Raw genomic sequence first — 19715 nt, 5'->3', positions numbered from 1 at the left:
CCTCAGTCGTCGGTCGCCTCGTCTTTCGGCACGAGCAGCTGATGCTGCGCCAGGTCGCGGTACAACGGCACGTCACGCACGAGTTCGGTGTGGGTTCCGGTGCCGATGACCTGGCCGTGTTCGAGCACGACGATCTGATCGCTGTCGATCACGGTGGACAGCCGGTGGGCGATCACGATGAGGGTTCGGTTGTGCGCGACGGCGTCGATCGCATCGCGCATGAGTTGCTCGTTGACCCCGTCGAGCGATGACGTCGACTCGTCCAGCAGCAGGATCGGGGGAGCCGCCAGAAGCGCCCGGGCGATCGCGAGGCGCTGACGCTCGCCGCCCGACAGCATGACGCCGTCTTCGCCGACCTGCGCATCGAGCCCGGCCTCGGTGCGGTCGAGCACCGCGCTCAAATTGACTCGCCGCAGCACCTCGATGCACTGCTCGTCGCTCGCGCCGGGCGTGCCAAGCAGCAGGTTGTCCCGCAGGGTGCCGGCGAGCACGGGGGCGTCTTGCTCGACGTAGCCGATGCGGCTGCGCAGCTCGGTGCGGTCGAGCGCCCGAATGTCGACGCCGGCCATCCGAATGACACCCTCGGTGGGGTCGTAGAACCGCTCGATGAGCGCCAGCACGGTGGACTTGCCGGCGCCACTCGGGCCGACGAGCGCGGTGCGCGACCCCTGCGGCACCGCGAACGACACCCCACGCAGGACCGTCGTGTCGCGCGTTTCGTGCCCCCCGACCACCTCGGCGATCGCCTTCTCGGCCTCGGTCTTGTGGGCGGCCTCGGGGTAGCGGAAGTGCACGCCCTCGAACGTGATCGCGGCGCGGTCGTCTGACGCTGCGGCGGGCGTGAGCCCCGCATCGGCTTCCTCCTCGCTCGGCAGCGCGATGATCTCCTGAATGCGGCCGAGAGCGCCGAGCGCACTGTTCACACTCGTCACGGCACCGAAGGCCTGGCCGAGCGGCCCGATCATCAGGAACAGGAACAGGATGAACGCGACCAGGTCCGCGATCCCGATCGCCCCCGATGCCACGCGGAATCCGCCCACCCCCAGAACGACGAGGAACGAGATCTGCAGCGCGATGGATGAGATCGGCACGACGAGAGCCGAGATCTTCGCGACGGTGATTCCTTGACGCCAGGCGCCCCGAGCATCCTCGTCGACGGCCGCGATCTCACGGTCGGTCGCGTTGGCAGCGCGAACGGTGCGCACCGATGAGATGGCCCGTTCGACGGCGGCGGTCAGGTCTCCGACCTTCTCTTGCGCCTTGCGGCTCGCCACACGGATGCGCAGGGACAACATGACGACGGTGACCACTGAGATGGTGATGACGAGCAGGGTCAGCCCGAGCAGCAGCGGGTCGATGACGAGCATCGCGATGAGGGCGCCCACGAAGACGAGGCTGCCGCCGATCGCCTCGACAAGACCCTGCGTCAGCACGGCGCGCAACAGGGTCGTGTCGCTGCCGACCCGGCTGACGAGGTCACCCGTGCGGCGCTGATCGAACTCGCTGATGGGCAGGTGCAGCATGCGGCGCACGAGCGCCCTCCGGCTCGACAGCACGACGCCCTCACCCGTGCGTTGCAACAGGTAGTGACCGAAGCCGCTCAGCAGCCCGCTCGCCACGACCAGCGCGACGAGCACAATAACGAGGCTGCCGAGAGGCTCCGCCGCCTCGACTCGGGTGATCACCTGGCTGACGAGCAGCGGCTGCGCGAGCGATGCGGCGGCGCCGAGCACGGAGATGACGATGACCCACGCGAGCACCTTCCGGTGCTCGAGGAGGTAGGGCAGCAGCTGTCGGAAGCTGGCGCGGGGCCCGTCGTCTGCCGGACGGCCGAATCCGCGGCGCGCGCGGGCGGGGGAGGCGGTGCTCATGCCCCCCATCCTGCCCGAGGGCGGCTTGGGGCCGGCCGGAGGTCGTTCACGGCCGAACAGGTCTATGCTCAACTCTCGTGCCAGCGCCCGTCATCACCGCCTCGTCACTCGTCAAGAAGTACGACGACTTCACCGCCGTCGCCGGCATCGACTTCGACGTTGCGCCCGGTGAGTCGTTCGGGCTCCTGGGCCCGAACGGTGCCGGCAAGTCGACGACGATGCGCATGATCGGTGCGGTGTCGACGCGCACCTCCGGTGAGCTGTCGATCCTGGGCCTCGACCCGAACCTCCACGGCCCCGACATCCGATCGCAGCTCGGCGTCGTGCCCCAGCAGGACAACCTTGACCTTGACCTGCGCGTGCGTGACAACCTCCTCGTCTACGGCCGCTACTTCGGCCTGCCCCGCACGCAGATCGCCGAGCGCGCCGACGAGCTGCTCGAGTTCGCACAGCTCTCCGATCGCAAGGCGGCGAAGGTGGACGAGCTGTCCGGCGGTATGAAGCGGCGCCTCACGATCGCCCGTGCCCTCATCAACGACCCGCGCATCCTGCTGCTCGACGAGCCCACGACCGGCCTCGATCCGCAGGCGAGGCACATCCTCTGGGACCGGCTGTTCCGGCTGAAAGAGCGCGGCACGACTCTCGTGCTCACCACCCACTACATGGACGAGGCCGAGCAGCTCTGCGACCGCCTCGTCGTCGTCGACAAGGGTCAGATCATGGCCGAAGGCTCGCCGGCATCGCTGATCCGCGAGTACTCGAGCCGCGAAGTGCTCGAGGTGCGGTTCGGCAGCGACAAGAACTCCGAGGCCGCCGAGCGGGTCGCCGGCATCGGCGAGCGCATCGAGGTGCTGCCCGATCGACTGCTGATCTACAGCGACAACGGCGAGGCCGAGCTCGAGAAGATCACCAAGCTCGGGCTGCACCCCATCACGTCGCTCGTGCGCCGGTCCTCGCTGGAGGATGTCTTCCTGCGCCTCACCGGGCGGAGCCTCATCGAATGACGGCGACCGTTCCCGAATCGGCCCGTGCATCCGGGCCGGACAATGAGGATGCACGGCGCGCGCTCGCCGCGGGCGTTGCGCCCCGAAAATACGGCGCCCTGTACATCGTCGAGCACCGCATCCGGGCGTTGCGCGGGTACGCGAGCTCGGCGATCCTGACGAGCCTCGGCAACCCGATCGTCTACCTGTTCGCGCTCGGGGTGGGGCTCGCGAGCCTGGTGCCGGAGGGCATCGGTGGCGTCAGCTACCTCGAGTTCGTCGCCCCCGCGCTGCTCTGCGCCGCCGCCATGACGGTGGCCGCGAACGAGACGACGTACCCGATCGTCGCCGGCTTCAAGTGGAACCCCATCTTCCACGGGATGAACGCCTCTCCGATTCAGGGAAACCAGATCGTGCAGGGCATCATGCTCTTCATCGCGCTGCGCATGACGTTCGCCGTCGCGGTGTACTACGCGGTCATCCTCGCCTTCGGGGCGGTTCCGAGCGTGTGGGGCATTCTCACCGTCCCCATCGCCGTGCTCACTGGCATGGCGATCGGCCTGCTGATCTCGTCGTACTCGGCGACGCTGAAGGATGAACGCGGACAACTCGCGATGGTCATGCGCTTCGGGTTCACCCCGATGTTCCTCTTCTCTGGCACCTTCTTTCCGCTCGAGCAGCTGCCGATCTACCTGCAGCCGATCGGTTGGGTGTCGCCGCTCTGGCACGGAGTCGAGCTGGGTCGTCTCGCCGCCTACGGCCACGACATCGCGCCGTGGCTGATCGCCGTGCACATCGGCTACCTCGTCTCGATCGTCGTGATCGGGCTCTGGTCGACCAGCCGCACGGTGACGAGGAGGCTCGCCGGATGACCGCACTCGCAGGCCGCACCCGCGGGCTCTACGCGGGCAACACCCGTGCCGTCGTCGCGCGCGGGCTCTTGGCGACCAAGAGCAACAACTGGCTCATCATCGTCTCGGGTTTCTTCGAGCCCGTGTTCTACCTGCTGTCTCTCGGCATCGGCTTCGGAGCGATCGTCGGCACGGTTCAGACCTCGACGGGTGCCGAGGTTCCGTACGCCGCGTTCATCGCGCCGGCCCTGCTGGCCGTCTCGGCCATGAACGGCGCCGTGTACGACTCCACGTGGAACGTCTTCTTCAAGTTGCACTACGCGAAGCTCTACCAGGGCATGCTCACCACGACGCTCGGGCCGCTCGATGTCGCGCTCGGCGAGATCATGCTCGCGCTTCTGCGCGGAGCCCTCTACGCCTCCGGCTTCATGATCATCATGCAGGTGCTCGGGCTGAACCTCTCGTGGACGGCGATCCTCGCCTTGCCCGCCGTGTTGATCATCGCGTTTGGCTTCGCGAGCCTCGGCATGGCGATCACGAGCTACCTGAAGACCTTCCAGCAGATGGACTGGGTCAACTTTGTGATGCTACCGATGTTCCTGTTCTCGGCGACGTTCTACCCGATCAGCGTCTACCCCCAGGCGATCCAGTGGATCATCCAGGCGCTGCCGCTCTGGCACGGCGTTGAGCTGATCCGCGGATTCACCACGGGGTCGCTCGACGCCATGGTGTGGGTGCACCTCGGCTACTTCGGCCTCATGATCGGCATCGGGATCCTCGTGACGACCCGCCGCCTTCGCGCCCTGTTCCTGAAGTAGCCGGGGCGCGCATCCCGCCCGTGGGCGGGTTATGCGCGGATGCCGTGCAGCAGCCGGGCCGTCGCGAGGGCGGCTTCGGCCGCCTCTGCGCCCTTGTCTTCCTTCGAGCCGGGAAGTCCGGCGCGGTCGATGCCCTGCTCTTCGTTGTCGAGGGTCAGCACGCCGAATCCGACCGGCTTGCCGGTGTCGAGCGCGACCCGCGTGAGCCCATCGGTCGCGGCGGCCGACACGTACTCGAAGTGGGGAGTACCACCGCGAACGATCACGCCGAGGGCGACCACAGCATCCGCGCCCGCGTCAAGTGCCGCCTTCGCGGCGACCGGCAGCTCGAACGAGCCGGGAACCCGGTACTCGACAATCGTCGCGCCCGACGCCTCCAGGGCGCGGCGCGCGCCGGCGATCAGACCGTCGCTGATCTCGGTGTGCCAGAGGCCGGCGACGATCGCGACCGTAAGGCCGGTGCCGTCGATGGAGAGGGTAGGGCTTCCGTGGCCGCTCATGCGGTGCGTCCTTCCAGGGTGGTGAAAACGGGGGCGGAGGTGATCGAGTCGGGCAGCTGGTGGCCCATGCGGTCGCGCTTGGCGTTGAGGTAGCCCTCGTTGTCGGTGCCGACGCCGACGACGAGCGGCACAAGGCCGGTGACCTCGATGCCGTACTGGGTGAGCTGGCGCATCTTCTCGGGGTTGTTCGACAGCAGCCGCACCTTCGTCACGCCGAGGTCGCGCAGCATGTCGCTGGCCGCCTGGTAGTCGCGGGCGTCGGCGGGCAGGCCGAGGGCGAGGTTGGCGTCGAGGGTGTCGTAGCCGTCTTCCTGCAGGCGGTACGCCTTCAGCTTGTTGATGAGGCCGATGCCGCGCCCCTCGTGGCCGCGCATGTACAACACGGCGCCGCCTTGGCGGTGGATGACATCCAGCGCGGCGTCGAGCTGGGGGCCGCACTCGCACTTCAGCGAGCCGAAGGCTTCGCCGGTGAGGCACTCCGAGTGCACGCGCACGACCATGTCGTCGCGGGGCATGCCGGAGACGATGGCGACGTGGTCGGCGCCGGTTTTCCGGTCGCGGTAGGCGCGCATCGAGAACGGACCGTGGTTGGTGGGCACGGTCGTCGCGACCTCGAACCGCACGGAGCTGCCCTCGTCGATCGGCGTGACGTCCTCGACGTCGTCGCCGGTGGCGCCCGAATTGAGGTAGTCGATGAGGTCGGCGATGGTGATGACGACGACGCCCTCGGCCCGGCCGAACGCGATCATCTCGGGAAGGCGCATCATGTCGCCGTCGTCGCTGACGAGCTCGCCGATCGCGGCGACCTCGCTGAGGCCGGCCAGGCGCATCAGTTCAACGGCCGCTTCGGTGTGTCCGGGGCGCTGACGAACGCCGCCGTCGACGGCGCGCAGCGGCAGGATGTGCCCGGGGCGAATCACGCTGGCCGGCGTCGCCTCCGCGTTCGCGAGAACGCGCAGCGTGTGGGCGCGGTCGCGCGCGCTAATGCCGGTCGTGATGCCGCTCGCCGCATCCACCGTGACGGTGTACGCGGTGCGCAGCGAGTCTTCGTTGCGCTCGACCATGAGCGGCAGCTCGAGTCGGTCGGCGATCGCGTTGGTCATCGGGGCGCACAGGAAGCCGCTGGTGTTCCGAATCGTCCACGCGATCCACTCGGGCGTCGCGAGCTCGGCCGAGATGATGACGTCGCCCTCGTTTTCGCGACTCTCGTCGTCGGCGACGAGGACGGGGCGCCCCGCGCGCAGCTCGGCAAGGGCCTGGGGGATGCTCGCGATGCTCATGCGCCGCTCCTTCCGTTCACGCTGGCGCGGTCGCCGACGCTCTCGCCTAACCCGAACCGCGCGAGACGCGCGACGTGCCGGGCGAGGATGTCCGTTTCGATGTTCACGAGGTCGCCGACCTGGCGAGCCCCGAGAGTGGTGCGCGTCAGGGTCTCGGGAATCAGCGAGACCTCGAACCAGTCGTCGCCGGCGGCGCTCACGGTGAGCGAGATGCCGTCGATCGCAATCGACCCCTTGTCGACGACGAGGGGGGCGTGGGCGGCGTCAAGGCTGAAGTGCAGCACCCGCCAGCTGCCCTCGTCGCGCACGTCGATGACGCGACTCGTGCCGTCGATGTGACCCTGCACGATGTGTCCGCCGAGGCGGTCGCCGACGGCGGCGGCGCGCTCGAGGTTGACGGTGCGGCCGACGGCCCACTGGTCGGGGTTCGACATCGCGAGCGTCTGGCCCATGACGTCGGCGCTGAAGTGTTCGGGGTCGAGCTCGACGGCGGTGAGGCACACGCCCGACACGCTGATCGAGTCGCCGCTCTTCGCGTCGCTGACGGCCAGCGGGCCGCGCACGGTGATGCGGGCCGAGCCGTCGTCGCCGTGGGTGAGCGCGACGATCTCGCCCAGTTCTTCGATGATTCCCGTGAACATGGGTTACTGCTCCTTCGCGGGGCGGGCCACAACGAGGATGTCGTCGCCCAGGGTCTCGATTCGGTGGATGCTCAGGTGGCGCGCGTCGCGGATCGTCCCGATTCCGAGGTCGCCGATCGCCGTCTTCGGCCCGCCGAGCAGCATCGGTGCGAGGTACACGAGGTACTCGTCGGCGAGCCCTGCCTGGATGAAGGCGCTCGCGAGCGTCGGGCCGCCCTCGACGTACAGGCGGCGGATGCCGCGCGCCTGCAGTTCGTCGAGAGCCCGAGGAAGGTCGCGGTGGCCTAGCTCGATGAGCCCGGCCGGATGCGTCCGCAGGCGTGCGCCTTCGGGTACGGGGCGCTCGCCGAACACAACCGGGATCGGCTGTGCGGGCAGGAGCTCTCCGCCGTCGCCGCGGGCAGTGAGGCTCGGGTCGTCGGCGAGCACCGTGCCGGTGCCGACCGCGATCGCGTCGTGGGCGGCGCGCTGCTCGTGCACGCGCTGGCGGGAGGCGGCGCCGGTGATCCACTGGCTGGTGCCGTCGGCGGCGGCGGCGCGACCGTCGAGGGTCGAGCCCCACTTCACGGTAACGAACGGGCGACCCAGCCGAACGCTCGTGAGCCAGGGGCGCAAGAACTCTTCGGCCTCGTCGGCCAGTACGCCGCCCGTCACGTCGACGCCGGCCGCGCGGAGGCGCTCGGCGCCGCCGCCCGCCACCTCACCGGGGTCGGCGATCGCGTACACGACCCGGGCGACGCCGGCATCGATGAGCGCCTGGGCGCACGGTCCGGTGCGGCCCGTGTGATTGCACGGCTCCAGCGTCACGACGGCGGTGAGGCCCGTCGCGTCGGTGACGCGCGAGAGGGCGTCGACCTCGGCGTGCGGGGTGCCCGCGCCGCGATGCCAACCTTCCGCGACCTGCTCGCCGCGTGCATCCAGCAGAACGCAGCCGACCTGAGGGTTGACGCCGACGGCGGGGCCGTGGGCCGCAATCGCGAGCGCGCGTCGCATTGCCGCCTCGATGGCGGTGTCGCTGGCGCGGTGCGCGGTGTCGGTCATCCCGGGGCCTTCGTGTGTCGGGCGCGTCCGGGGTCGCGAGCGCAGGCAGGCTCGCCTGCTGCACGCGCGCTCCTCCCATCCGGACTGTCACCGTCGGTGCCGGAATTTCACCGGCTCAACCGCCACCTCACGCCCAAATGGATGCGCGGTGCCGGGTCGCGGACTCTCACCGCCGGCTAGGAATTACACCTACCCCGGAGCACGTTCTTACGTATCAGCCTAGTCAACAGCGTTAGCCCTGGGTTATTCCCGGACGGTGGCTGGGAACTCGTCGGGCCTCTCGAGCAGTTCTTTCGCGCTCCCGTCGTCGACAATGAGGTCGGTGATCAGCCCCGCCCGCAGCGCGCCGTGCAGGGCCGGCAGCTTGGAGGCGTCAGCGATCACGCAGATGCGCCGGGGCACGCGTCGCAGAGTGTCGAAGTCGGGCCCGGTCGCACGGCGATTGAGGTCGATGTTGTCCGACGAGCCGTCTGGCCGAAAGAACACCGTCGCGACGTCGCCGATGACACCCTGCTTCTCGAGCAGTCGGTAGTCCGCCTCATCGAGGTATCCGCCGATGTAGACGTGGCTGGGGATGTTGGCGAATGGCGAGCCGATACCGAATAGGGCAATGTCGAGGTGAGACTGCATCTCGAGCACCCGTTTGGTCGAGCGCTCGCGCCACAACGCCTCCCGCGTTGCCGCCGAATCGAAGAAGGCCGGAACGGGAAACTGCTGAAGCCTGGCCGAGTACGCCTCCGAGAATCGACGCAGGATTTCGCTCGCGTAGTCGATGCCCGTCGTGTGCGGATTCCCGGCCCCGTTCAGCTGCACGATGTCGCTGTTGTGGGTCTCTTTCGGCACGATGTGACGGCTGATGGCACCCATCGTGGACCCCCACGCGACCCCCAGGGCCATGTTGGAGTCGAAAACCGTGCTGAGAAAACGTGCAGCGTAGGCGGCAACCGTCTCTTGACGGTCAGCGCCAGTGACACTAGACGGCATCGACACGACGCGTGCAGTGACACCGAACCGTCTACCGAGTTGATCCTCGTCGCGAGCGGTTACTTCGGCGAGCGAGCGGACGCGAATGTCGACGAGTCCCACCTCCCGCGCATACGAAAGTAGGCGGGAAACCGACGATCGTGAGGTGCCCAGATCGATTGCGATGGCATCCATCGTCCAGTCCTGCAGGTAGTACAGGTGAGCGGCCCGCACGGCGGCACGTGCCCGTGCGCTCGGCCCCATGGTGGTGTTCACTCAGTTACCTCTCAGTTGCACGTTTGTGCAGATGGGTTGGTATCGAGTCTGTGCTCTCGTGACGATTGATGCAAGGCGCGTGCCCCACCGCCGCCACAAACGCAGATTCGAGGTCGATCCGCATGCCGACGCCGTCGTCGTCCCCCCGAGCAGCAGTTGCCGCCCTGCGCGAGCAGCCCAGCGCCGATGTCCTCATCATTGGGGGAGGGATCAACGGAATCGCGACCTTCCGCGACCTGGCGTTGCAGGGGATCAATGTGGTGCTCGTCGAGCGGGATGACTACGTATCGGGCGCCTCTGCTGCTTCCTCGCACATGATCCACGGCGGTATCCGCTATCTCGAGAACGGCGAGTTCCGCCTCGTTCAAGAGTCGGTGCATGAGCGCAACGCGCTGTTGCGGCTCGCACCGCACTACGTGCGTCCACTTCCCACGACGATTCCGATCTTCTCGACCTTCTCGGGCGTGCTGTCTGCGCCGTTCCGGTTCCTCGGCTGGAAGGGCGGGGCCAAGAAGGAGCGCGGCGCCGTTCTCATCAAGGCGGGCCTCACGATATACGACACGTTCTCCCGCGACGGCGGGCGCGTGCCGCGCCACCAGTTCCGCGGAGCGAAGGCGTCGAAAGAGTTGCTGCCGAAGTTGCGCGACGACGTCAAGTACACGGCCACCTACTACGACGCGTCCATGCACGACCCCGAGCGGCTCGCCCTCGACGTGCTCAACGACGGCCTCGCAGCAGGCGACAACGCTCGCGCCGCCAACTACGTCGAGGCTGTGGCCATGACGGGCGACGGCGTTCGCCTGCGCGACGTCGCGACCGGCGACGAGTTCGACCTGAAGGCGACCCTCGTCGTCAACGCCTCGGGGCCGTGGACGGACCTCACGAACAAGGCGCTCGGCAACGACAGCGCGTACATGGGCGGAACAAAGGGCTCGCACATCGTGCTCGACCACCCCGAGCTGCTGGAGGCCTGCAACGGCCGCGAGATTTTCTTCGAATTCACCGATGGTCGCATCGTCTTGATCTATCCGCTCAAGGGCCGTGTACTGCTTGGTACCACCGACCTCGCGCACGACATGAATGAGCCGATTCGCTGCACGGAAGAGGAAGTCGACTACTTCTTCGACCTCGTGAACCACGTGTTCCCCACCATCGACGTCGACCGCTCACAGATCGTCTTCCGTTTTTCGGGCGTGCGCCCCCTTCCCCGCCAGGACGCCGACTCGACCGGACAGATCTCGCGCGACTACCGCGTCGAAAAAGGCGAGCTCCACGGAACCCCGGTGCTGAGTCTCGTCGGCGGCAAGTGGACCACGTTCCGCGCGCTCGGCGAGCAGCTCTCGAACCAGGTGCTCGACGTGCTCGGCGTTGACAGGGTCGTGTCGACCGACGGTCGGCTCATCGGGGGTGCCGTCGGCTACCCAACCACCGACGACGAACGTGAGGCGTGGCTTGCCCAGCACGGCGCGGTCATCGGTCGTGAGCGTGCGGCAACGCTGCTCGACCGCTACGGCACGAGCGCCGAGGCGATGATCGCGAGCTTCGCGACCGCCGACGACACCCCGCTCGCCTCGGCCCCCGAGTACACCCGCGCCGAGATCGCCCACCTCGTCGAGACCGAGCAGGTCGTGCGGCTCACCGACATCGTCCTGCGCCGCACGTCGATGGCGTTCGTCGGAGCGGTCACCGGTGAGGTACTCGAAGAGCTCGCCGACATCGCGGGCGAGGTGCTCGGCTGGAGTGCCGACGAGCGGCGCGATCAGATCGCGTCCGCCGCTGACTACCTCGCCGACGTGCACGGAGTGCACACGTCGGTCGAGACGGCGAGCACGACATGAGCGCATTCCGCAACCGGATGCTCGCGAAGCGTCGCGAGCATCCCCCGATCTCCCGAGGCTGCGCCGGCGCAGCAGCGGGGCGGTGCGTCAGGAGGAACTGACACCCGCACCCTCGCCAGACGGACAGGGTCTGGAGAGGTTCACCCCCAACACACGATGAGGACAGGTCAACGTGGACAATCTCTTAACAATTTTCGTGTCAGAGATCATCGGTACGGCAATGCTGCTGCTACTCGGTGGTGGTGTCGTCGCGAACGTCGTACTCGCCAAGAACAAAGGCTTCGGCGGCGGCTTCCTGATGATCAACTTCGGCTGGGGCCTCGCGGTCTTCGCCGGTGTGACAGTCTCACTTGTCTCGGGTGCGCACATCAACCCGGCGGTGACCCTGGGAATCGTGACCAGCGGTGCCACCGAGTTCGCGCTCGGAGTTCCGGTGACGATCGGGTCCGTTCTGCTCTACTGGGCAGGCCAATTGATCGGTGCTTTTGTCGGCGCCGTGCTCGTCTTCCTTGCCTACAAGAAGCACTTCGACGAGGAGCCCGACGCGGGAACCAAGCTCGCCGTGTTCTCGACCGGCCCGGCGATCCGCAGCTACGGCTGGAACACCTTCACCGAGATCGTCGGCACCTTTGTCCTGGTGTTTGTGGTGCTCGGCTTCGGCCGTGCCGGTGACCCGGCAGGCCTCGCCGCGCTCGGCGCCCTACCCGTCGCCCTGCTCGTTGTCGGTATCGGTGCGTCCCTCGGTGGTCCCACGGGATACGCCATCAACCCAGCACGTGACCTCGGCCCCCGCATCGCCCACGCGCTCTTGCCCATCAAGGGCAAGGGGTCGAGCGACTGGAGCTACTCGTGGGTGCCGGTCGTCGGCCCGCTCATCGGTGGCGCCATCGCCGGTGTCGCCGCGACGGCGCTGCTGCCCGTCCTGTAACAGCCAGGGCGCGCATCCGACCGCCAGGGGGATGCGCGCCCGTCCCCCATCGGACCGACGCGTCGTCGGTCACCCGCCATGAAGAACGTCAACAAAGGAGTGAACAGTTATGGCTGAGTACGTACTCGCAATCGACCAGGGAACCACGTCGACTCGCGCCATCATCTTCGACAAGAAGGGCTCGATCGTCTCGGTCGGCCAGATGGAGCACGAGCAGATCTTCCCGAAGGCCGGTTGGGTCGAGCACGACCCGAAAGAAATCTGGAACAACACCCGTGAGGTCATCGGGTCGGCGCTGTCGAAGGCGAACCTGACCCGTCACGAGATCGCCGCGGTCGGCATCACCAACCAGCGCGAGACCGCTGTCGTGTGGGACCGCAACACCGGTGAGCCCGTCTACAACGCGATCGTGTGGCAGGACACCCGCACGCAGCCGATCGTCGACCGCCTGGCAGCCGACGGCGGCGTCGAGCGCTTCAAGAAGTCCGTGGGCCTGCCGCTCGCGACCTACTTCTCGGGTACGAAGATCGTCTGGATCCTCGAGAACGTCGATGGCGCCCGCGCGAAGGCCGACGCCGGCGACCTGATGTTCGGCACGACCGACACCTGGGTGCTCTGGAACCTGACCGGTGGCACCGACGGTGGCGTGCACGCGACGGATGTCACCAACGCGTCGCGCACCATGTTCATGGACCTCGAGACGCTCTCGTGGGACCACTCGATCCTCGAGGCATTCGACGTTCCGGCGTCGATGCTGCCCGAGATCCGGTCCTCGTCCGAGGTGTACGGCCACGTGCACTCGTCGTCGCTCCTGCGCGAGGTTCCCGTCGCGGGCATCCTCGGCGACCAGCAGGCGGCCACCTTCGGTCAGGCGGCGTTCGATCCGGGCGAGTCGAAGAACACCTACGGCACGGGTAACTTCCTGATCTTCAACACGGGCGAGGAGATCGTCCACTCGAAGAACGGGCTGCTCACCACCCTCGGCTACAAGCTCGGCGACGAGAAGCCGCACTACGCGCTGGAAGGAGCCATCGCGGTGACCGGTTCGCTCGTGCAGTGGGTGCGCGACAACCTGGGGATCATCAAGGACGCTCCCGAGATCGAGGAGCTCGCCAAGACGGTCGACGACAACGGCGGCGCGTACTTCGTGCCGGCGTTCTCGGGTCTGTTCGCCCCCTACTGGCGGTCGGATGCGCGCGGTGCCCTCGTCGGCCTCACGCGCTACGTCAACAAGGGTCACATCGCTCGCGCGGTGCTCGAGGCCACGGCCTTCCAAACCCGCGAGGTGCTCGACGCGGTCAACGCCGACTCCGGCGTCGACCTCACCGAGCTGAAGGTCGACGGAGGCATGATCGCGAACAACACGCTCATGCAGTTCCAGGCCGACATCCTCGGCGTTCCCGTCGTGCGTCCCGTCGTCGCCGAGACGACCGCGCTCGGTGCGGCATACGCTGCCGGACTCGCCACCGGCGTCTGGGGTTCGCTCGACGAGCTGCGCCAGAACTGGCAGGAGGACTCGCGCTGGACGCCCAACATGGACGACGCCGAGCGCGACCGCCAGTTGCGCAACTGGAAGAAGGCCGTGACCAAGACCTTCGACTGGGTCGACGACGACGTCAACTAGTCGTCACACGTGACGCTGGCACGTCACATCCCCTCGCAGTGGTGGTAGCTGCGAGGCCCGGCGGGCGGGGTGCTTCGGCACCTCGCCCGCTGCCGTTTCTGCCCGAACTCGTGCGGGTTCTGCGCGAACTCGTGCGGGTTCTCCCTCAACTCGTGCGGTTTCTGTTTGAACTCGTGCGGGTTCGCGCAGTTCGTGCGTGCGCAAACCCGCACGATCTGCGCAACCCGGCTCGACGGGGGTCGCGCCGCGGCCCCCCTTGGTCAGGCGAGCAGGGCGGGTAGCTCGGCGAGCGAAGCGATGCGGGTCACTCCCGCGGGAACGGTGGCGTCATTCGGCACCGCAGTACCTGGCGGCGTCGCGCGCGCAGCGTGCGGGTCGGCCCCGACGCTGAGCGCACCGGCGACGAGGGAGTCAGCGGCGGCCGACGTCAGGTTGCGGTCGGGGCGTGCGAGCCACACCCCGCGCATCCCGGCGTTCTGCGCGCCGATCGCGTCGGTCGCGAGTCGATCGCCGACGTACAGGCAGGATGCTGCGCTCACCCCGAACGCGGCGGCTGCCGCCACAAAGATGGCTGGGTCGGGCTTCGCGACGCCGAGCTCTCCCGAGGTGACGAGGCGCCCCGAGCGTTCGGGCTCATCGATGGAGCCGTCGGCGCGCAGCGGTGTGAGGTCGAGTCGGTCCCACAGGGCGATGCGGTGCAGTTTGCCGGTCTGGATGGTGAGGTCGCCGTTCGTGATGATGCCGAACCGCACGCCGGGAACGGCGCGCTCAATGGCGTCGAGTGCGGGCAACGCGTCGTCGTAGAGGGCCCAGCCGTCCTCGTAGCCGCGCACATACTCGGCAAACCAGCGCAGCGCCGCCTCATCGTCGAGGGTGACGCCGTACGGGCTGAGCAGCTCGCGCGCCCGCCAGATGCGCTGGCCAAGGAAGTCGAGCTCCCCGCTCAGGTACCGCGCGTAGTGGTGATCTTCGAGTTCGCGCCACCGGGCTCGAACGGCGCTCGGGTCGTCGGCCGCGAACGCGACGAAGCCACCGGCGTCGGCGCCCGCCGCACCCGATGCCGCCAGCGCCCCGGCACCGCGCTGTGCCTGATCGATGGCGTGGTCGACTGCCGCGCTGTGCGCCATCAGCGTGTCGTCGAGGTCGAACAGCACGACCGAGATCGGCCTGCCGGCATCACCCCCACTGCCGCCCACGCTTCCGTCCGCGGCAGTAACTGCGTGAGCCGCGCCGACCTCCTCGTCCGCGCTCACGCGCCGCTCAACACGGGCCACGCCTCGCGCGGCTGCACCGTCCGGTAATCTGCCCGCCGCAGCACTGCGTGCCACCCCGTGGGGTCTTCGCCGGGCCGAACGGCCGAGATCGGTGCCACGCCCTCCCACCGAAAACCAGCCCGCTGCGCGACAACAGCCGACCCCACGTTTCCGGCCGACGCCTCCCACCGCAGTTCGTCGACGTCGTGCGTGAATACCCAGTCGACGAGCGCCTGCAGGGCCTCCGTCATGACGCCGCGCCCGCGGTGGGCGGCATCCAGCCAGTAACCGACGAAGCCGGCGGCGCGCTGCCAGCTGACCACGCCGATGAGCGGCGCATCCGCCGTCTCGCGAATGCCGAAGACGTACTCGACGTCGTCGCGCCACCACGCAGGAACCATGCCGAGCACGAAACCTTCGGCGTGCTCGCGCTCATACGGCACGGGTACGGGCACGAAACGCTGCAGCTCGGAGTCGCTGCACGCCGCGAACACAGCATCTACGTCGGATGCTCGCGGTGCCGAGAGCACCAACCGCTCGGTCGTCAGCGTGACCGCTTCCACGATCGCGCCCTTACCCGCGCGGCAGGAAGCCGACCGCGTCGTACACGCGTCGCAGCGTCGCGTCGGCGATCTCTTCCGCCCGGGCGGCGTTAATCGCGAGCAGCCGGTCCAGCTCGGCCGGGTCGTCGAGCAGCTCGAGCGTGCGCTCGCGGATAGGTCGGAACGCCTCGACGACCGCCTCGGCGACGGCGCCCTTGAGCGCGCCGTACTGCAGCCCGTCGAAGTCGCCCTCGACGTCGGCCACGGTGCGACCCGTGACGATCGCGAGGATGGACAGGAGGTTCGACACCCCCGGCTTCGACGCGGCGTCGTAGCGCACGACGCCCTCCGAGTCGGTGACGGCCGACTTGATCTTCTTCGTGAGCGCCTTGTCGTCGTCCATCAGCCACAGGATGCCCGCGGGGCTCTCGCCCGACTTCGACATCTTCGACCCCGGGTTCTGCAGGTCGTAGATCTTCGCCGTCTCTTTCAGGATGCGCACCTCGGGCACGACGAGCGTGTCGCCGAACCGCGTGTTGAACCGCCCCGCGAGGTCGCGCGTCAATTCGATGTGCTGACGCTGGTCTTCGCCGACGGGCACGACCGCGGCGTCGTACAGCAGGATGTCGGCCGCCTGCAGGATCGGGTACGTGAACAGGCCGACCGACGCGGCATCCACGCCACCGCGAGCCGACTTGTCCTTGAACTGCGTCATGCGCGACGCCTCGCCGAAGCCCGTGATGGTGTTCAGCACCCAGGCGAGCTCGGCGTGCGCCCGCACATGCGACTGCACGAAAAGCGTCGAGTGTTCCGGGTCGATGCCCGCGGCGATGTACTGTGCCGCGGTGCGGCGGGTGCGCTCGCGCAGCTCGGCCGGGTCTTGCGGCACCGTGATGGCGTGCAGGTCGACGACGCAGAAGACGGCGTCGTGGGTGGCCTGCATCTCGCGCCACTGCAGCAGCGCCCCGGCGTAGTTGCCCAAGTGCAGGCTGGACGCGGACGGCTGCATGCCGGAAAACAGGCGCGGAAGACTCATGGTCTCGATTCTGTCATTGGGATGCTCGGTGTCGGCCTACGCGCTTACAGCTCGTAGTCGACGACGACGGGAGCGTGGTCGCTCCACCGCGTGTCGTACGAGGGCGCCCGGTCGACGCGGTACGCGCTGACGGTCGCCGCGAGAGCGGGGGTCGCGAGGTGGTAGTCAATGCGCCAGCCGGTGTCGTTGTCGAACGCTTGGCCACGGTTCGACCACCAGGTGTACGGCCCGTCGACCTCGCCGGCCCACTGCCGCCCAACGTCGACCCAGCCGAGGCCGGTGCCGCTGGTGCCGTCGACGCACTCGATCGTTTCGCCCGCGGGTGCCAGGAAGCGGTCGAAGTAGCTGCGCTCGCGCGGCAGGAAGCCCGCTTTCTTGCGGTTGCCCCGCCAGTTCTTGATGTCGAGCTCGCGGTGCCCGACGTTGAGGTCACCGACGACGACGGCGTACTCGGAGTGCGCGGCGAGCTGCGGCAGGCGCTCCTCCATGGCGTCGAGGAAGCGCCACTTCTCTTCCTGCTTGGGGGTGTCGGCTTCGCCCGAGTGCACGTAGCAGCTGACGACCGTCACCGACGTTCCGCCCACTTCGACGTCCGCTTCGAGCCAGCGCCCCGCCGAGTCGAAGTCGGGTGGGCCCAGCTCGATGCGGTGCACGTCGACCGGCTCGCGGGTCGCGATCGCGACGCCCGCGCGCCCCTTGGCGGTGGCCGCGTCGTGCAGCACGTGCCACCCGTCACCGAGCAGCGGTACGAGGTCGGTGGTCTCGGCACGCACCTCCTGCAGGGCGAGCACGTCGACATCGGCTGCCGCAAGCCAGTCGCCCATGCCTTTGCGGTAGGCGGCGCGAACACCGTTGACGTTGACGCTGGCGATGCGAATGCGGGGCATACCCGCCATCCTAGGAGCGACCACTGACAGGGCGCCGCGCGGGGTGAGGCGCAGGCGCGGGGGTCTAGCGGCGCGAGAGGCGGCGCCTTAGTCGCGCGAATATGCCGCCGCGAGCATCCTCGTCTTCGTCGTCTCCCATGCCGTGCTCGCGGACGAGCGCGCGGGCCGCCTCGAGGCGCGCGGCGAACACCGCCTCGTCGAGAATGATGTCGTCGTCCTTGACGCTGGTGGCGATCCACGCTCCTGTGATGAGGATCACCTGACACACGAAGTTGAACCAAATCAGCAGGCCGAGAATCACGGCGAAGGACGCGATCAGCGGGTTCGACGACGCTCCGCCCAGCAATAGTCCACCGGCGATCTTGAGCGCGCCGAGGCCCGCAGCGCCGATGATCACCCCTTGGCGCAGGTGCCGCCACGGGATGCGCACCTCACTCAGGATGCGGAAGAGGGCCGCCAGCGCGACCGCGTCGACAGCGAACATGATGCTCAGGGTCACGATGCGCCCGAGTACACGGGCGAGAGTCGAGTCGTCGATGCCGACGAGGTCGAGGAGAAAATCGGTCGCCTGCGTGCCCACAACACTCAAGACAGCCGAGACGATGATCAACACGCCGAACCCCGCGGCCAGCCCCAGGTCGCGCAGTCGCGCCTTGAGGAAGTTCTCGGGCGCCGGCGGCAGGTCGAACAGCTGGCGAGTGGCCCCGCGCGCAGCATTCAGGAACCCGAGCGCCGTCACCAGCAAACCGATCAAGGCGATCGCCCCGGTCAGCCCGAAGACCTGGGCGTTGAGCAGTACCTCCGGGTCGATCGCTCCGTTGCCGCTGCCGTCATCGATGAGACCCGGCACCGAGTCGGAGATCACCGCGATGACGCTGTTGCGCAGTCCGAAGTTGCGCGAGATGACGGTGCCGAGGATGGCGAATCCGACCCAGAGCCCCGCGAACACGGCGAACAGCGCCTGATACGCGAGCCCTGACGCGAGGACCGGGCCGGAGGTCGACAGGTAGCGCTGAAACGCTCGCAGCGCCCGCGAGCCCTTCACCTTCTCAACGACCGGCATGACCTTTTCCTTGAGGCCACCGGCCGTTTCGGAGTCGGGTTCGCTGTCGTGAGCGGCGTCGTGTCGTTCGTCGCGCATCCCTCGACCCTAACGAGTGACGGGCGGGCCGCGGGCGGGTTCTCAGCGCGAACGCAGAGCGATGCGTGTGGCGAGTTCGCCCGCGAGCCGGTTCGCCGCGCAAACATTGACGTGTCGGTTGTTGCCTCGGCGATTGCGCGAGAGGGTGGATCCGTGTCTGTTTTGCTGCCCAGTCGAAAACGCGAGTCGAACGCGAGGGGGACGGTCATGAGGGCTGAGGCGGTACCGCTCCCGCTGACGATTGATGTCTTGGGAACCCTGCCGCGATGAATGACGCTTCGGTGGAAGCCACATGGCCTGCGGCCCTTAGTGGGCTCGAGTGGTTACGCCTTGGGGACCCCGAAACGGTGTTTCGCGCTGGTGAGGGAGGGCTGCTGATCGAGATTCCGCACACCTGGTGCGCGGAATTCGCGCGCGTGGCCGACCGCTGGGTGTTTCGTGAACAGCGAGAGCGGCATCCAGCAGGGGTGCCCTGGCCTGACACCTTCTCGACGACGGATATCGACGCTCTGTTTCGGTTTGCCGTCTTCCGGCTCAGTTGGACCGTGGGTACGAGCCGCAGTGCGCTATCCCATGCGTCGGTCGGGGAGGCGAGTTCTGGCGGTCGCACGATCGTCACCGAACTCGAATCGACCCCCCTTCCTGAACCGTGGACGTCGCGCGCCGCTGACGGTGTCGGCTATTTGTCGCGTGCGGGTAATGAGGTCGCGACAACGGTGGGCGGAACGGGGGGCGGGTTTTCGTACGTCGCCCACACGGAAGGTGTGCACCCTGACGAACTTCTCGCGTTCGCCCTCTATGGAGGAGAGCGAGTGCCCGCGAATCAGGTCGCGGACGCCGTGAGGGCGTTCACCGAGCGCAATCCGAGCTACGCACCCGGGTGGTGGAGGGCGCTGCTCGGTCCGGCGTAACGACGACGTCTCATTCGTGCCGCTCGAAGTCATCGCGTCGACGCGTGGACAGCGCGCGGCGAAGCCGACGCAACTTCGACACACTAATCTCGTGTTGCTTCATGAGTCGGGACTCGAACTCCATGTGTGGCGGGGTGGCACATCCTCCCGTGTCGATCCCGTGGTCTGGCGCGATGCCGCCCGCCCCGCGGAACCCGGATCGGTTTTGGCGGCGCGCAGTGCTTACGGTGTTGTGCGGGCTGTCCTGGGGCACGGGGCCTGCAGACCGAATTGCGCTGATGCACAACGGCCGAGAAATTGCCGGGTGGGGTGACGTCCCTCTGAGTGGTGG

18 protein-coding genes and 1 riboswitch are annotated in these 19715 nt (G+C 68.0%); of the genes, 7 read left to right on the top strand and 11 right to left on the bottom strand.

The annotated features are described in order from the left end of the window. Positions 1-2 precede the first annotated feature (2 nt). Entirely contained in the window at positions 3-1871 is a 1869-nt protein-coding gene (locus CPY97_RS11590) for an ABC transporter ATP-binding protein (RefSeq protein WP_096422903.1), read from the bottom strand. A gap of 77 nt (positions 1872-1948) precedes the next feature. Between CPY97_RS11590 and CPY97_RS11585 the strand changes: the two genes are divergently transcribed. Genes CPY97_RS11585 through CPY97_RS11575 form a run of 3 tightly spaced genes read left to right on the top strand, consistent with a single transcriptional unit; the run spans position 1949 to position 4523 of the window. Next, positions 1949-2875 (top strand): ABC transporter ATP-binding protein, encoded by a 927-nt coding sequence (locus tag CPY97_RS11585; protein ID WP_096422901.1) that lies wholly within the window; start codon positions 1949-1951, stop codon positions 2873-2875. Beyond that, positions 2872-3726 (top strand): ABC transporter permease, encoded by an 855-nt coding sequence (locus CPY97_RS11580; protein ID WP_096422899.1) that lies wholly within the window; start codon positions 2872-2874, stop codon positions 3724-3726. Before CPY97_RS11585 ends, CPY97_RS11580 begins: the two co-directional genes overlap by 4 nt. Continuing rightward, positions 3723-4523 carry an ABC transporter permease gene (locus CPY97_RS11575; RefSeq protein WP_096422897.1) on the top strand — a complete coding sequence of 267 codons (801 nt, stop codon included), beginning with the start codon at positions 3723-3725 and terminating at the stop codon, positions 4521-4523. The genes CPY97_RS11580 and CPY97_RS11575 overlap by 4 nt, the downstream gene beginning before the upstream one ends. 29 nt (positions 4524-4552) lie before the next feature. Here the strand turns inward: CPY97_RS11575 and ribH are convergent, their stop codons facing one another. The 5 genes from ribH to CPY97_RS11550 form a co-directional block, all read right to left on the bottom strand. Then, positions 4553-5023: a 6,7-dimethyl-8-ribityllumazine synthase gene (gene ribH, locus CPY97_RS11570; RefSeq protein ID WP_096422895.1), complete on the bottom strand. Its 471-nt coding sequence runs from the start codon at positions 5021-5023 to the stop codon at positions 4553-4555. Beyond that, a complete protein-coding gene (gene ribA, locus CPY97_RS11565; RefSeq protein WP_096422893.1) occupies positions 5020-6303 on the bottom strand; it encodes a GTP cyclohydrolase II in 1284 nt (427 codons plus the stop codon). Before ribA ends, ribH begins: the two co-directional genes overlap by 4 nt. Continuing rightward, positions 6300-6944 (bottom strand): riboflavin synthase, encoded by a 645-nt coding sequence (locus CPY97_RS11560; RefSeq protein ID WP_096422891.1) that lies wholly within the window; start codon positions 6942-6944, stop codon positions 6300-6302. The genes ribA and CPY97_RS11560 overlap by 4 nt, the downstream gene beginning before the upstream one ends. A 3-nt stretch (positions 6945-6947) precedes the next feature. Further along, positions 6948-7985, bottom strand: coding sequence for a bifunctional diaminohydroxyphosphoribosylaminopyrimidine deaminase/5-amino-6-(5-phosphoribosylamino)uracil reductase RibD (gene ribD / locus CPY97_RS11555; RefSeq protein WP_096422889.1), 1038 nt, complete (start codon positions 7983-7985; stop codon positions 6948-6950). Between the two features lie 63 nt (positions 7986-8048). Next, a riboswitch (FMN riboswitch) is annotated at positions 8049-8191 on the bottom strand. Positions 8192-8228: 37 nt separating this feature from the next. Next, positions 8229-9212: a sugar-binding transcriptional regulator gene (locus tag CPY97_RS11550; RefSeq protein WP_096422887.1), complete on the bottom strand. Its 984-nt coding sequence runs from the start codon at positions 9210-9212 to the stop codon at positions 8229-8231. A gap of 134 nt (positions 9213-9346) precedes the next feature. On the opposite strand from CPY97_RS11550, the gene CPY97_RS11545 reads away from it, so the two are divergent. The 3 genes from CPY97_RS11545 (at position 9347) to glpK (ending at position 13614) form a co-directional block, all read left to right on the top strand. After that, entirely contained in the window at positions 9347-11062 is a 1716-nt protein-coding gene (locus CPY97_RS11545; RefSeq protein WP_096422885.1) for a glycerol-3-phosphate dehydrogenase/oxidase, read from the top strand. 220 nt (positions 11063-11282) lie between these two features. After that, complete coding sequence (locus tag CPY97_RS11540; protein ID WP_231924097.1) at positions 11283-11990, top strand: MIP/aquaporin family protein; 708 nt, start codon at positions 11283-11285, stop codon at positions 11988-11990. 109 nt (positions 11991-12099) lie between these two features. Next, positions 12100-13614: a glycerol kinase GlpK gene (glpK, locus tag CPY97_RS11535; protein ID WP_096422881.1), complete on the top strand. Its 1515-nt coding sequence runs from the start codon at positions 12100-12102 to the stop codon at positions 13612-13614. A gap of 260 nt (positions 13615-13874) precedes the next feature. Here the strand turns inward: glpK and CPY97_RS11530 are convergent, their stop codons facing one another. The 5 genes from CPY97_RS11530 to CPY97_RS11510 all read right to left on the bottom strand — a co-directional run bounded on the left by CPY97_RS11530 (position 13875) and on the right by CPY97_RS11510 (position 18473). Further along, positions 13875-14867, bottom strand: a complete 993-nt coding sequence (locus CPY97_RS11530; protein ID WP_231923941.1) for an HAD family hydrolase — start codon at positions 14865-14867, stop codon at positions 13875-13877. Further along, positions 14864-15430 (bottom strand): GNAT family N-acetyltransferase, encoded by a 567-nt coding sequence (locus CPY97_RS11525; RefSeq protein ID WP_161494126.1) that lies wholly within the window; start codon positions 15428-15430, stop codon positions 14864-14866. The genes CPY97_RS11530 and CPY97_RS11525 overlap by 4 nt, the downstream gene beginning before the upstream one ends. A gap of 10 nt (positions 15431-15440) precedes the next feature. Then, positions 15441-16445: a tryptophan--tRNA ligase gene (gene trpS, locus CPY97_RS11520; RefSeq protein WP_231923940.1), complete on the bottom strand. Its 1005-nt coding sequence runs from the start codon at positions 16443-16445 to the stop codon at positions 15441-15443. A 44-nt stretch (positions 16446-16489) separates the two neighbouring features. Further along, positions 16490-17332: an exodeoxyribonuclease III gene (locus tag CPY97_RS11515; RefSeq protein WP_173826887.1), complete on the bottom strand. Its 843-nt coding sequence runs from the start codon at positions 17330-17332 to the stop codon at positions 16490-16492. A 64-nt stretch (positions 17333-17396) separates the two neighbouring features. Next, positions 17397-18473, bottom strand: coding sequence for a YihY/virulence factor BrkB family protein (locus tag CPY97_RS11510; protein WP_096422874.1), 1077 nt, complete (start codon positions 18471-18473; stop codon positions 17397-17399). Positions 18474-18940: 467 nt separating this feature from the next. Between CPY97_RS11510 and CPY97_RS11505 the strand changes: the two genes are divergently transcribed. Further along, positions 18941-19384 (top strand): hypothetical protein, encoded by a 444-nt coding sequence (locus CPY97_RS11505; RefSeq protein ID WP_150129270.1) that lies wholly within the window; start codon positions 18941-18943, stop codon positions 19382-19384. Positions 19385-19715: the final 331 nt, after the last annotated feature.

The sequence above is a fragment of the Microcella alkaliphila genome (assembly GCF_002355395.1).
Taxonomy (GTDB): domain Bacteria; phylum Actinomycetota; class Actinomycetes; order Actinomycetales; family Microbacteriaceae; genus Microcella; species Microcella alkaliphila_A.
The sequence above is the reverse complement of the archived record's forward strand: the minus strand, read 5'-3'. Positions and strand labels throughout refer to the sequence as shown.